Genomic DNA, 13,955 nt, shown 5'->3' with positions numbered 1-13,955 from the left:
AGGGCTAGGAAAAATCCCGCCCTTTTTATCCGATTAAATTTGTCACCCAGAGTTGTTTGATAAAGTTTGTCGTAAAAGGGACACTTTGGATGATGTGTTTGGCTACTGTACTTTTTTCGAGTGAATTTTGAATGATTGCCAGAGGCACTGTTGCAAGGATGGTCAGAGCCATTTGCAAGACAAATAAGGTTACCAATAGAGATAAAAGGCCTGATCCGATACGCAACCATTTGACATCGAGCTTTTTAGTTGGAATCAAGTGCAGGAACAAACCGATAAAACGTCCGATACTATAACAAATTCCAAAAACTAGAAGATAGGCTAGACCCGCATAAAAGACCTTGTCTAGATGAAAAAGCTGGTCTGAAGGGAAGAAAAAGGTGCCCTGTCCTTCCTGAGGATTGGCATAAGGGACAAGCAAGTGGAAGTGATCTCCCAGTGATTTGTAAAACTGCCCCGCAACAAAGGCTGAAATCACTGCAAAGAGGAAATAATAAACTTGCAGGACCAAACCTCTACGGTAGCCAATGTAAAAGCCCCAAGCCAGAACCAATAAGAGTAGGATTGAAATCATAGGGAGTCCTCAATCTTGCTCTGTTCTTGTTTGACAGCAATCAACTTGTGGCGGAGTTCTAACAACTCTTGCTCCTTGTCATCAAATTCAATCTCACGGTTGAGCTGTGTAGACAGACAGTTGACCGCCAAAAGAAGCGCAATGGTTTCATCATCCGCCCCAGGCATTTGTTCTTTAATTGCTTGGTATTTTTCAGTCGCAACCTTGGCAATTTCCTCCATAAAGAGGTTGTCATGCTCGGTTGTCAAGGTTAATGTCTTTTTTCCGAATGTAAACTTATATCGATTTAGATTTGCCATAAAATTCACCTCACGATATTATACCAAATTTCGCTAACTTTGTCAGTTTTTACCAATTCTCCTGCTTTTGTGGTACAATAGAGACTATGGCAAGTATCACACTCACACCAAGTGAACAGGAAATTCAGAGCTTTTTAAGTCAGTATCAGAAGGCTCTCAGTTCTAGTACAAATCCTTATATTCGCTATTTTTTGAGACTGCCTCAGGCAACAGTTTCCATCTATACTTCTGGAAAAGTCCTCCTGCAAGGCGAAGCTGCTGAGCACTACGCCAGTTTCTTTGGCTATCAGGTTGTAGAGGAAACCAGTGGACAAGATTTCCCTATGATTGGGACTGATGAGGTGGGAAATGGTTCCTACTTTGGTGGGCTGGCTGTTGTGGCTTCCTTTGTGACACCTGACCAGCACGACTTCTTGCGAAAACTCGGGGTGGGGGATTCAAAAACCTTGACTGACCAAAAGATTCGTCAGATTGCCCCTATCCTCAAGGAAAAGATTTCGCACCAAGCGCTCCTCCTTTCACCTAGCAAGTATAATGAAGTTATCGGAGAGCGTTACAATGCTGTTTCTGTAAAAGTTGCCCTTCACAATCAGGCTATCTTTCTCCTCCTCCAAAAAGGAGTCCAGCCAGAAAAAATCGTGATTGATGGTTTTACAAGTCCTAAAAACTATGACAAGTACTTGGCGCAAGAAGCCAACCGTTTTCCAAACAAGATCACTTTGGAAGAAAAAGCCGAGGGCAAATACCTGGCTGTTGCGGTTAGCTCCATCATTGCGCGTGATCTCTTCCTCGAAAACTTGGAAAATCTTGGACGAGAACTGGGCTACCAACTGCCAAGTGGCGCTGGAACTGCATCTGATAAAGTTGCCAGCAAAATCCTTCAAGCCTATGGCATGAAAGGACTTCATTTCTGTGCCAAACTGCATTTTAAAAACACTGAAAAAGCCAAAGCACTTCTAGAAAGGTAAATTATGAATTCGTTTAAAACATTTCTAAAAGAATGGGGAGTTTTCTTCCTGATTATCGCACTGGTCGGTCTTAGCCGCATCTTTCTTTGGAGCAATGTCCGTGTGGAAGGACACTCTATGGACCCTACCCTAGCTGACGGAGAAGTTCTCTTCGTTGTTAAACACCTCCCAATTGACCGCTTCGACATCGTGGTTGCGCATGAGGAAGACGGAAATAAAGACATTGTCAAAAGGGTTATCGGTATGCCTGGTGATACCATCCGCTACGAAAATGACAAACTCTTTATCAACGGTGAAGAAACGAATGAACCCTACCTAGCTGAGTACCTCAACTTGTTCAAAACAGAAAAGTTGCAAAACACCTATACTGGAAAAGGATTTGAAGGCAATAAGGGAGTTTACTTTAGAGAACTTGCTCAAAAAGCACAAGCCTTTACGGTCGATGTCAATTCCAACACCAGATTCAGCTTTACTGTCCCTCAAGGCGAATACCTTCTCCTTGGTGACGATCGTCTAGTCTCTAGCGACAGCCGCCATGTCGGTACCTTCAAGGCCAGCGATATCAAAGGCGAAGCAAAATTCCGTTTCTGGCCACTTAACCGTATCGGAACTTTTTAAGATAAGGAAGAGGCCGAGAATGCTAAGTCTCAGCCTCTTTTTCTATTGCGAGAAAAAGACCTTTTAGTCTCCTAGCTTGTTGAAAGAAGCTAAGGGTACGACTCTCACGAACTCATGTAAAGGAAACCTATGGAAGTTTATTTTTCAGGCACCATTGAACGGATTATTTTTGAAAATCCCAGTAATTTTTATCGTATTCTCCTCCTAGATATCGAAGATACCAATGCGGAGGACTTTGACGATTTTGAAATCATCGTCACCGGAACCATGGCGGACGTGATTGAAGGGGAAGACTACACTTTTTGGGGGCAAATCGTTCAGCACTCCAAGTATGGGGAACAGCTTCAGATCAACCGTTATGAACGCGCAAAACCAACTAGTAAGGGCCTCGTCAAGTACTTTTCTAGCAGTCATTTCAAGGGAATTGGTCTCAAAACGGCCCAAAAAATCGTTGATAGCTACGGTGACAATACCATAGACGAAATTCTGGAGCATCCTGAAAAGCTGGAAAGCATTGCAGGACTCTCTGCAAAAAACCGTGAGGCTTTTGTTTCCACCCTCCGTCTCAACTATGGGACAGAAATGGTCTTGGCAAAACTAGCTAACTACGGCATTCCCAATAAACTGGCCTTTCAAATTCAAGACTTTTACAAGGAAGAAACCCTCGATGTGGTTGAAAATTATCCCTACCAACTGGTTGAAGATATCAAGGGTTTGGGCTTTACCATTGCTGACCAATTGGCTGCCGAACTAGGCATCGAAAGTCAGGCACCCGAACGCTTCCGTGCTGGCCTTGTCCACAGTCTCTTTCAGGGATGTATGGATACGGGTGATACCTATATGGAAGCCCGAGATTTGCTGGAACAGACCCTGACTCTCCTCGAATCTTCCCGTCCCGTGGAACTGGATCCCAGCCAAGTAGCTCAGGAATTAGCTCATTTGATCGAAGAAGACAAGGTTCAGCAGATTGATACCAAAATCTTTGATAACAGCCTCTTTTTCGCCGAAGAAGGCATTCGCAGTCACTTGGTTCGCATCCTTGAAAAAGGAAAGAAACAAATTCAGGATCTAGAAACCATTCACAAGCATATCTCTACTGTCGAGCAAGAACTGGGGATTCAGTACGATACCATTCAAAAACAGGCTATCTGCGACGCTATCCAGAACAAGGTCTTTATCCTAACAGGTGGACCTGGTACTGGTAAGACGACGGTTATCAATGGGATTATCGCTGTTTATGCCCTTTTAGAAGGGCTTGATCTCAGGAAGAAAAGCAACCTGTCGATTCTTCTCGCTGCTCCAACTGGTCGAGCGGCTCGGCGCATGAATGAATTAACAGGTTTGCCTAGCGCGACCATACACCGTCATTTGGGGATGACAGGAGACGATGATACCAGTCATCTGGAAGATTATCTGGATGCCGATTTTATCATTGTAGATGAGTTTTCCATGGTGGACACTTGGCTAGCCAACCAACTTTTCTCCAACATCTCTTCTAACAGTAAAATTCTCATCGTAGGTGATAGCGACCAGTTACCTTCTGTTAGTCCCGGACAAGTCCTGGCTGACCTGCTCCAGATACCCCTGATTCCTCAGACTCGCTTGGAACGGATTTACCGTCAGAGTGAAGAATCAACTATCGTTACCTTGGCGAGTCAGATTCGACAAGGCATCTTGCCAGCCGACTTTACCCAGAAAAAACCTGACCGTTCCTACTTTGAAATTGCTAGTGGCCATATCCCAGCTACCATTGAGAAAATCCTCGGTGCTGCCCTCAGAAGTGGCATTCCGGCTCGAGATATTCAGGTGCTAGCGCCTATGTATCGAGGAACTGCTGGTATTGACGCCATCAACCAACTCATGCAAGACCTGCTCAATCCTCAGCAAAAGGGGCAAGTGAACTTTGAAGCAACTCAGTGTCACTATCGAACAGGGGACAAGGTCATTCACCTAGTCAACGATGCCGAAGTTAATGTCTTTAACGGAGACCTAGGCTACATCACAGACCTGATTCCTGGAAAATACACCGAGTCCAAACAAGACGAGATTGTCATTGATTTTGATGGCAATGAGGTCATCTACCCACGTAACGAATGGTACAAGATTCGACTAGCCTATGCCATGAGTATCCATAAGTCTCAGGGAAGTGAGTTTCCCGTTGTCATCCTGCCCATCACCAGTGCTAGCAAGCGCATGCTGGAACGCAATCTCATCTACACAGCTATCACACGAGCCAAGAGCAAGCTCATCCTTCTTGGCGAGTTACAGGCCTTTGACTATGCAGTTAAGCATATCGGGACTGCTCGCAAGACCTATCTGATTGAGCGTTTCAGTGATTTAATTGAAACTAATATTGAAGAAAGTAAACAAGCCTTCTCTGAAACTGCCACAGCAAGTGACTCTGAACAATCCTACATCCTCACCGAGGAAAACTGGTCTAGCATCCCAGCCATGATCGGGATTACAGATGCAGACCTCAAAGAGATTTTTGGAAAATAGTGCAACAGAAAACCCACCTAGTCAGGTGGGCTTTTTCTCTTTTAAGATTATTTAACTGTTGCAGTGCTTGTGATCAATTCAACAGCTTTTTTGATAGTGATATCGTGTTTCAACATGTCAGCTGAAAGCAAGTTTTGTACTTGTGCAACTTCCATGTTGTAGTCTGCCGCCAATTGCTCGATTTCTTTTTGGATTTCTTCTTCTGAAGCGTCAAATCCTTCAGCCTTGGCAACTGCTTCGATAACAAGGTTAGTCTTCGTACGTGACTCAGCTTCTGCTTCGTATTGTTTGTGAAGGTCTTCTTGAGTAGTTCCTGTGATTTGGAAGTACATGTCAGGGTTGATACCTTGGCGTTGCAAGTTTCCAAGGAATTCATTTACTGAACGGTGAACTTCTTCATGGATCATTTCTTCTGGAAGTTCTACGATTTCAGCGTTTTCTACAGCTTTATCGATTGCTGCACCTTCAACGGCATCTTTGTAAGCTTCTTCTTTCGCAGCAGTCAATTCTTTGCGGTATTTTTCTTTCAATTCGTCAAGAGTTTCCACTTCTTCGTCGATATCTTTTGCAAGTTCATCATCAAGAGCTGGAACTTCTTTAGCTTTTACTTCGTGGATAGTTGTTACGAATTTAGCTTCTTTACCTGCAAGGTCTTCTGCTTGGTAGTCTTCTGGGAATGTTACAACAACATCAACAGTTTCGCCAGCTGAGTGACCTACCAATTGGTCTTCGAAACCAGGGATGAATTGACCTGATCCAAGTCCAAGTGAGAAGTTTTCACCTTTTCCACCGTCAAATTCAACACCATCGATAGAACCAACGAAGTCAATCACAACAGTGTCGCCATTTTCAGCAGCGCCTTCTTTGATAACCAATTCAGCCAAGTTGTTGCGTTCGCGTTCGATACGTTCTTCAACGTCAGCGTCAGTTACTTCTTTTTCTACATCTACTGATACTTCAAGGTTTTTGTAGTCGCCCAATTTTACTTCAGGTTTTGTCACGACTTCAGCTGTGATAACCCAGTCTTGACCTTTTTCCATTGAAGTCACGTCAATTTTTGGTTGAGCAACCACTTCAAGACCAGCTTCTTTTACTGCAGCTTCATAAGCGTTTGGCAAAAGTGCGTTCATTGCATCTTGATAAAGAGCTTCTTCACCAAATTTTTGGTCGAAGATAGGGCGTGGAAGGTGACCTTTACGGAAACCTGGAACGTTAAGAGTTTTCTTTACTGAGTTAAATACACGGTCCAATTCTGGTTTGATTTGGTCTTGAGAGATTGTGAAAGTCAAGACACCACGGTTTGTTTCTTTGTTTTCAAATGATACAGACATTCTGTCATTTCTCCTTAAAATTTTTAATACAGTCCATTATACCATATAATAGCGACTTTTTTCAAGTAATGAATGCGCTTTTCAATAGTGCTAGAGGTACTTGCTCGCTTCCTTGATACTAAGTTCAGCCATTCTTTTCTTATTTTTTTCAATAAAACGTGCTGCCCATTCTGGATTGGTTTTAGAGTAGTCTCTTAGAGCCCAGCCGATGGCTTTGTTGATGAAAAATTCTGTCTGGTCCAGATTATTGAGTAGGATCTTTTCCATTAGTTGGACATTTGTTTTCTCTTTCCTTAACAACTGGTGGTCAATAGCGACTCGTCTCAACCAGATATTGTCTGATAGGCTCCATTTTAAAAGCACTTCTTCAAGTTCCGGATGGTTAGCCACCAAACTTCCTACTACTCGATCTAGGATATCTACCGTGTCCCACCAAGACTTGGTCACGACCAGGCGCTCAAGCTTAGGCAAATCATCCTTCGTTAGATAAGGCTGCATGGCTTTCAAATAGTTGGCAGCTACATATTGGTATTCTCTTGGCTCCTTTTCCCAGCAGATATCTACAAAATCCCAATCAATCATCTTTGTTTTTTTCGCACTTGGAAAGTATTTTTTATAAAGGGCATTTCTTTCAGGACCTGCAATACCTAAAAAGGAAAATTGGTAGCGCATATAGGCTTCCATAGGCCCTGCTTTTTTAGGGTCTTTTGCTGCTTCTAGCTCCTCAAGTAAATCTGCAAGACTCATCTAAAAGTCCTCCTGCCCGACCAAGTGGTGCTGGAAGGCATAGACCGCCGCCTGGGTGCGATCGCTGACCTCAAGTTTAGCAAGGATATTGGACACATGGGTCTTGACCGTCTTGAGAGAGATAAAGAGTTCATCTGCAATCCGCTGATTTTCGTAGCCCTTGGCGATGAGTTGAAGTACGTCTCGCTCACGCGCAGTCAGCTCCTCATGAAGCTCCATATGATTACGGTGGTATTCGACCTTCTTGCTGACCTCTTGTTCAATAGCCAGCTCGCCAGCAGCCACCTTACGGAGAGCATGGAGCAATTCATCTGCACTTGAAGTCTTAAGCATATAGCCTTTGGCACCAGCGTTCAAGACCGGCATGATTTTTTCATTGTCCAAGTAAGAGGTGACAATTAATATCTTGGCTTCAGGCCATTCTTTGAGGATGGCCAAGGTTGCATCAATCCCATTCATCTCAGGCATGACGATATCCATGACAATGACATCTGGACGCAGTTCCAAGGCCAAGTCAATACCTTGAGCCCCATTGGCAGCCTCGCCCACAACTTCCACATCGTCTTGGAGATCAAAATAGCTTTTCAAGCCCAATCGGACCATTTCATGGTCATCTACCAGTAAAATTTTCATCTCTACTCCTTTATGATTTCTTATCTAGCAGGGGAATACGGATATCAACCGCCAGTCCTTGCTTTGGAGCTGTCAAAAGTTGAACCGTTCCTGCCATATCTTCGACCCGCTCCTTGATATTTCGCAATCCATAACTCAAGTCGTCTAAACTCCCTAACTGGAAACCAATCCCATTATCCACCACCTTCAGCTGCACTTCAACATCTGTCTGATAGAGGTAGACATCTAGACAAGATGCCTGGGCATGGCGAAGGGTATTGCTGATCAACTCCTGCAAAATGCGGAAGATATGTTCTTCAATCTTCTTAGGCAATTTAGACACATTTTGCTTGAGACTAACCTTGAGATCACTCTTGTCCTCAAGCTCTTTTAAGAGGATTTGAATCCCCTCAATCAAACTCTTCTCTTCCAACTCAACTGGTCGCAAATGTAGGAGCAAGACCCGCAAATCTTTCTGGGCTGTTTCTAGGATAGCTGCGACACCTTGCAACTGGGTCTGCATCTTTTCTCTATCCAGCTTCAAAGCCTGCTGACTGACACCTGATAAAATCATATGGGCCGCAAACAACTCCTGACTAACCGTATCGTGCAGGTCACGTGCTATCCGCTTCCTTTCTTTCTCGATGATTGCTTCTTCCTTGACCAGGCTTTGATTTTCAGCCTTTTGAACAGCCTCTGTCAAGAGGTTAAGCTTGCCAGACAAGGACTTAAAACTGGCATCCAAGTCTGGATCTGCAAAGGCAACCACCTCTTTTCCTGCTAGCAGTCGCTTGAGATTGACCTGCATTTTTCTGCGAGAGACTTCTTCTATCACGCGCCAAAAGAGGACAAAAAAGAAGGTCATGGAAAGGCTAAAGACCAAGATCAAGAAGATGAGTTTCTCTGTTTTCTCGATATCCTGTAGCAAATAGGACCAATCAAGATTTAGAATATCAAGCAGACTATTAGCCAAAAAGAGAATAAAGAGGAGTGAAGTCAGGCCGATTAACAGATAAGATTGCTTTTTCATCCTCTGACCACCTCCACATCGCCAACCATAGTAGTTAGGAAAATCTTGACACTCTTGTTACTCTTGAGATAGTCTCTGGTCTCCTGATGATAGTGTTCATTGCGGAGGGCTCGCTTGGGTTGATGGAGGAAAGTAAGATCTCCATAAAGACAGTTAACACTGAGACTGATTTCCACATCTACAGGCACGATAATCCTAGTCGTTCCGACCATCTTTCTAAGGATAATGACATTGTCATGATTGGTTAGGATAACTCTTTCCAAATGAATGGTGTCCTTGCCCATGAGGCGAAAGAGGTTGATATCGTCAAACTGGCAGGTCTGGTGACTAGAGAAATGATGGAGATTACCAAACCAAGGATTGCGTTCATTTTTAACCGTCACCACCTCTTCAAAGACCAAGTCCGTCTCCTCTCTTTCTTGATTCATCATTGGATAGAGAAGAAAGAGACTGTAGATCACCGCTACAAAGATGGCTAAAATCACAAAGGGATTGAGCATGACGATGAAAAAGAAAAGAATAGTCGTTACAAGGAGGAAGACATTATTGCCCTCTTTACCTGTATAATAGCGCAGCAAGAGCAAAAAGAGGAACAGAATCAGCAGAAAACGCGAAAAATGCTCTGATACCATCAAAATCAGAGCTCCCGTCAACAGACAGGCTTCAATAAATAAAAAGATTTGAAATTTTTTCATAGATGCATCCTCTCCCTTCTATTTTATCACAATTCAGAAAAGTCACCTCGGTCTGAGGATGGAAAAAGGAGATTGGACAGAAATCGCTCCTACAAACTAGGTTCTTTCAACCCACTACAGTTTTATCTTAGTTAAAATAAGTTAGAATATGTAAGTGAGTATCAGATATACCAAGACATCGTCACAATCTAAGGTATATTCAAAATACAAAAGTTGACCAAAGGTTGACCAACTAAGGTTCTGAATATCCTTATATATTCATTCTCAAAACTAGTTTAAATAGCGTAGTCTTTTCAACTAGTTTTGTGAATCCAAAAAATCTTCCTATTTAGTAAGAAGATTTTTTTATTATTCTAATTTTTTCTACGTACTGTTACAATTCCAAATGTTCCAAGAATTGCACCGATTACCAACATTGCAACACTTGAATTTTCTCCAGTATTTGGTAAAGTTTTTGCTTTTTCTACTCGTGAGTAACTCATTTTTTCGTTTTCTACTGATTTAACGGCTGGCGCTGAGTATGTTTCACGTTTTTCCTTCACAACAACTTTTCCTTGAGCATCCAAAGTTACTTCTTTTCCAGTTGCAAGAGCTTTTTGCAATTCGTTAATATTGACTTCAGGAAGTGCTTCAGCAGTTGGGGCAACTTTAGGGACAGCAATGACTGTTCCGTCAGGCAATTTGGCAACAACGTTTTCTTGAGCTTTCTCTGCAAGGTCAACGAGTGCTTCATATTCTGTTTGCAAATCTACCAACTTAGCGTGTTCTGTACGGTACGCAGACAACAAGTTTTCAAGAGTAGACTGTGCTGTAGTGAGTTCACCTTTTGCTGTTTCAAGTTTAGCTTCAGCTTTTGTTTTAGCTTTTTTAGCAGTTGCTAGAGAAGCAGGTGCGTCTAAATATGCTTGCAATTGTTCAGCCAATTTCTTAGCTTCTTTAACAAGAGCATCTTTTTCTGCAATCAATTTGTCACTTTGTGCTTTCAAACTGTTGACTTTATCTTCTTGAGCTTGTAGTTTAGCTGAAGCTTCTGCAAGAGCTTGTGACGCAGTTGTTTGAACAGATTTAGCTTCTTCAAGTGCTTTTTGAGCGTTTTCAAGAGCAACTTTCTTGTCTGCTAGACCTGCTGAGAAGTTAGCGACTGCTTCACTTGCTGTAGCTTCACGAGTTTTAGCATTTTCAAGTGCAATTTCTGCTAAACGTAGGTTGTTTTCAGCAACTTGAGCTTGAAGTGGTGTAGCCATTGCGTCAGCAAGAACTTTTTCAGCTTCAGTTTTCAAGCTAAGTGCGCTTGCGTAATCAGTTGAAGCTTTTGTTAAAGCTTTCTTAGCGTTTTCTGATGCAGTTGTTGATTGTTCAACATTTGATTTGGCTGTTTCGACAGCTTTCTCAAGGGATGCTGTGTCGGTTTCGTCTTTGATGACGTTTCCGCCAGCTAAGTCAAGAGTTGAGATGATATGTAAACGTCCGTCTACGTTAGCTGTTGCGATTCCGACAGTGTTATTAACAAAGTTGTTACGTGAGTGTCCCCATTTAGATGGTGCATCAGCAAATGTTTGTCCCATGATTGCATCATATACTCTTTGTTTGAGTTCGTACATGGTCATAGATTTTGTTTCATTACCAAGCGAAATGTTTTCACCATGGTAAGCACCATTGATGTGACCAGCTTTGTCTGCTGAGATTCCACGAGCTACATATTTCTTAGCTTGTTCACGAGCAATACGAAGTTCAGAGTCTGTAACAGTAACTTCGTTTAATCCAACTTGTTTATGAATTGCAGTCAACACTTTTGCAGCGTATAAGCTGACTTCTTTTTGTTGTTCTTCAGTCAAGTTATCGATTTCAACAATTTTGTTTTTATCAGTTTCACTGATTTTTGTTGAAGAGTTTTCAATGACAGTAGCACCAGAGTCAGTCATGAAGTCTGAGTCGCCTTCGGCTTTATCTTTCTTGAACTGAGTCAAGTCTGCAATTGTTACTGTATCAACACCAGTATTTGCCAATTTATCTTGAGCAGATTTTAGTTCAGCTTGAGCTGATTGCAATTTGTTTTCAACTGAGTCAGCATGTTCTGTAGCGCTTGCAAGTTTGTCTTTTGCAAGTTTAACAGCGTCATTTTTAGTATTAACATCTGTTTGAGCTGATTTGATAGCTTGTTCACGGTTAGCATCTTCTTTAGATGCGTTTTCTTTTGCAGTTTTAGCGTCTGCAACTGATTGAGTTGCTTCTTTGACTTCAGCTTGAGCTTGAGTCAAATCTTTTTGAGCAGAAGCTAGTCCAGTTCCGTCAAGAGCAGATTGTGTGCTTGCAACGGCTTGTTCAGCTGTTTGGACATCCTTAGTAGCTTGGTCAGCGTTTGCTTGAGCAGTTGCTACGTCTGATTGTTCTTTTGCAAGGGCATTACTTTCAGCTTTGATTTGTTCGTTTGTAGTTTCAGTTGCTTTTTGGTTAGCAGTTTGAGCTTCAACATTTTTAGCTTGAGCATCTTTTACTTCAGCAACTTTTTCAGGTGTTGCTTGATAAGCAGTTGCTTCCGCATCTTTGACAGCTTGAGTAGCTGTAGCTACTTCTTTTTCAGTTGAAGCAACAGTAGCTTCTTTTGCTTTAACATCAGCTTTAGCTGTGTCAATCTTAGCTTCAGCTTCTTTCACAACAGCTTTTTGAGCGTCAAGTGCTGGCTTCACTGTAGAAGGCGCAGGAACTTCAGTTTTCTCAACTGGTTTCACTTGTGACTTAGTAACAAGAGCAGGTTCATTGACAGCAGTGTTAGAAGGTACTGGAGTCGCTTGAGCTTCTTGAGCAAATGCAGTTCCACCAACTGATGCAAGCGCAATAGCTGTTGAAGTTGTGAGGGTTTTCAGTTTCTTCATCATTTTCTCCTTGTAAGAGCTAATAGGATTGGTTTGACTGTTAAGTCAAACCATGATATATGTAGTATATCATGCAATTTTATATATTTTATAGTACTATTTTAACACAATTTTAGTTTGTAGACAATATTTTGACAAAACTTTGTTTGTATATGGGTTATTTTACAGTTGTCTTCCTTGTATCATGGTATTGAAACGAGGTAGCTTATGAAATCAATTCACTTACAAAAGTATATCGGACAACGAATACGAATCATACGTAAAGAAAAAAATTTAAGTCAGCAAAATCTCAGCGAAAAGGCTGGTGTGGGCATAGATTATATTTCCAACCTTGAAACAAAAGGGTCAAATATAAAGATTGATACACTAGAAAAGATTATCACAGCTCTTAATATCACACCATCAGAGCTATTTGAAAGCCGTATAACCCCAAAGAACCCACATCTAGAGTTATTAGCTGACCAATTAACTCAACTCCCACAAACGAGTCAGGAACAGCTCTTAGAAGCCTTCCAATTACTAATAAAAACTGTGAAAGAAAAACCAAACCGCTAAGATACACATCTTAGCGGTTATTTTTTTATTCCAAATATCCATCATCTCCATTTAATCTGTCATCAGCTTCTACAATTTCTAGTGGTCTTGGAATTCCATAACCTCCAACAGCTCGATTATATTTTTCAACTTTTGCAACATCTTCATTAAATAAATCCATATTAAATCTTTTGCCCATAGCTGAAAATAGATTTTTTAACATGACAATAACAAGGTCTTTCTCTATGCGTTTATTTATTAAAAACCAATCTGCAACATCAACGAGTTCAGATTCATAATTTTCGAATGAAATTTTTTCTTGTAATGCTCTTTCTTCTTCAAGTTTTCTTTTTCTTTTTTCTTTACTCTTCCTTTTTGATTCGTTGTTGTCATAATCTTCTATGATTTGATTTATAATTTTTTCATCATAGAATTTAGGATTAACTCCCAAATCAGGATTATGTTCATAATCTTTAAGAATTCTTCTGCTACTTTCCGCTGATAAATATAGCTTTTTTTTCAAAAAAGCACTTGTTCTATATGTTTTTCCGTTATAAATTTTTTCTTCAATAGATTTTTTAGCCATCTTTTACCTCTGTTTCTAAATAATCGATTAAGCACTATATTCTAACCGATTATTTTTCTTAATGAGAGTATAACACTTATTTTATATATAGTCAATAATCCATTATGCTCGGTTAAAAGATAACCGATTATAAACCTATTTCGCTATTGTTATAATCGGTTATTTTTGTTATGATTATATTGTAGCTAAAGCAACTGCTACAAAATAATCATAACAAAGGAGCCGTATTATGGCATTTTACAAAAAATTAAATGGCTACAGTGTTAGCCTTGCAAAGGAAGCTCTTTCAAATGAGCTCGTTAAATTAGTAGGTAAACAGCTAGAAATTCAATATGAATTTGAAAAAACTGGCGAAGTTACCAATGGTAAAGAAAAAATGAAACGGACAGATAACATTCAAGCTTATCAAGTATACGTTGCAACTGACAACCACAATCCTTTCAAAGTCAAGTTTTTACCTGAGAATAAACCAGACCTGTCTAAGATTGATATCGGAGATATTGTTGAGTTTGAAACTTTAGAAGCCTTTGAAAATCAATACGGGCAACTGTATTTTAGGGCAACAGGTATTCAAAAGAAAGGAAAATAA

The 13,955-nt window shown here is 41.1% G+C and carries 14 protein-coding genes; 5 read left to right on the top strand and 9 right to left on the bottom strand.

Annotated features, from left to right (window positions below):
- Nucleotides 1-25: 25 nt before the first annotated feature.
- Both EL140_RS01695 and zapA read right to left on the bottom strand, forming a co-directional pair.
- Complete coding sequence (locus EL140_RS01695; protein WP_000623532.1) at nt 26-574, bottom strand: CvpA family protein; 549 nt, start codon at nt 572-574, stop codon at nt 26-28.
- Entirely contained in the window at nt 571-873 is a 303-nt protein-coding gene (gene zapA, locus EL140_RS01690; protein WP_000002028.1) for a cell division protein ZapA, read from the bottom strand. The genes EL140_RS01695 and zapA overlap by 4 nt, the downstream gene beginning before the upstream one ends.
- A gap of 86 nt (nt 874-959) precedes the next feature.
- Here zapA and rnhC point away from each other — a divergent pair, with 86 nt between their 5' ends.
- From rnhC to recD2, 3 genes are all read left to right on the top strand, one after another.
- Nucleotides 960-1,841: a ribonuclease HIII gene (rnhC, locus tag EL140_RS01685; RefSeq protein WP_000146906.1), complete on the top strand. Its 882-nt coding sequence runs from the start codon at nt 960-962 to the stop codon at nt 1,839-1,841.
- A 3-nt stretch (nt 1,842-1,844) separates the two neighbouring features.
- Nucleotides 1,845-2,459: a signal peptidase I gene (gene lepB / locus EL140_RS01680; protein WP_001083991.1), complete on the top strand. Its 615-nt coding sequence runs from the start codon at nt 1,845-1,847 to the stop codon at nt 2,457-2,459.
- 129 nt (nt 2,460-2,588) lie between these two features.
- On the top strand, nt 2,589-4,958 hold the full coding sequence (recD2, locus tag EL140_RS01675) for an SF1B family DNA helicase RecD2 (RefSeq protein ID WP_000454456.1): 2,370 nt from the start codon (nt 2,589-2,591) through the stop codon (nt 4,956-4,958).
- Between the two features lie 47 nt (nt 4,959-5,005).
- On the opposite strand, the gene tig is transcribed toward recD2, so the two are convergent.
- The 6 genes from tig to EL140_RS01645 all read right to left on the bottom strand — a co-directional run bounded on the left by tig (nt 5,006) and on the right by EL140_RS01645 (nt 12,246).
- Nucleotides 5,006-6,289: a trigger factor gene (tig, locus tag EL140_RS01670; protein ID WP_000116506.1), complete on the bottom strand. Its 1,284-nt coding sequence runs from the start codon at nt 6,287-6,289 to the stop codon at nt 5,006-5,008.
- A gap of 90 nt (nt 6,290-6,379) precedes the next feature.
- Nucleotides 6,380-7,036, bottom strand: coding sequence for a DNA alkylation repair protein (locus EL140_RS01665; RefSeq protein WP_000050041.1), 657 nt, complete (start codon nt 7,034-7,036; stop codon nt 6,380-6,382).
- Nucleotides 7,037-7,669 carry a response regulator gene (locus tag EL140_RS01660; protein WP_000698402.1) on the bottom strand — a complete coding sequence of 211 codons (633 nt, stop codon included), beginning with the start codon at nt 7,667-7,669 and terminating at the stop codon, nt 7,037-7,039. It lies immediately after the preceding gene.
- Nucleotides 7,670-7,679: 10 nt separating this feature from the next.
- Nucleotides 7,680-8,678 (bottom strand): envelope stress sensor histidine kinase LiaS, encoded by a 999-nt coding sequence (locus EL140_RS01655; RefSeq protein WP_000744931.1) that lies wholly within the window; start codon nt 8,676-8,678, stop codon nt 7,680-7,682.
- Nucleotides 8,675-9,373 carry a cell wall-active antibiotics response protein LiaF gene (gene liaF / locus EL140_RS01650; RefSeq protein WP_000714491.1) on the bottom strand — a complete coding sequence of 233 codons (699 nt, stop codon included), beginning with the start codon at nt 9,371-9,373 and terminating at the stop codon, nt 8,675-8,677. The genes EL140_RS01655 and liaF overlap by 4 nt, the downstream gene beginning before the upstream one ends.
- Nucleotides 9,374-9,726: 353 nt before the next feature.
- Nucleotides 9,727-12,246, bottom strand: a complete 2,520-nt coding sequence (locus EL140_RS01645; RefSeq protein WP_000734390.1) for an SEC10/PgrA surface exclusion domain-containing protein — start codon at nt 12,244-12,246, stop codon at nt 9,727-9,729.
- Nucleotides 12,247-12,453: 207 nt separating this feature from the next.
- Here EL140_RS01645 and EL140_RS01640 point away from each other — a divergent pair, with 207 nt between their 5' ends.
- Nucleotides 12,454-12,801, top strand: a complete 348-nt coding sequence (locus EL140_RS01640) for a helix-turn-helix domain-containing protein (protein WP_000835676.1) — start codon at nt 12,454-12,456, stop codon at nt 12,799-12,801.
- A 25-nt stretch (nt 12,802-12,826) separates the two neighbouring features.
- On the opposite strand, the gene EL140_RS01635 is transcribed toward EL140_RS01640, so the two are convergent.
- The gene (locus EL140_RS01635; protein WP_001085648.1) at nt 12,827-13,366 is read right to left on the bottom strand and encodes a hypothetical protein; all 540 of its coding nucleotides are present in this window, start codon (nt 13,364-13,366) and stop codon (nt 12,827-12,829) included.
- 229 nt (nt 13,367-13,595) lie between these two features.
- Here EL140_RS01635 and EL140_RS01630 point away from each other — a divergent pair, with 229 nt between their 5' ends.
- Nucleotides 13,596-13,955, top strand: coding sequence for a hypothetical protein (locus EL140_RS01630; protein WP_000896440.1), 360 nt, complete (start codon nt 13,596-13,598; stop codon nt 13,953-13,955).

Origin of the sequence: Streptococcus oralis ATCC 35037 (assembly GCF_900637025.1) — a bacterium.
Taxonomy (GTDB): Bacteria; Bacillota; Bacilli; order Lactobacillales; family Streptococcaceae; genus Streptococcus; species Streptococcus oralis.
Note: the sequence above shows the minus strand (reverse complement) of the source record. Positions and strands in the feature narration are given on the sequence as shown.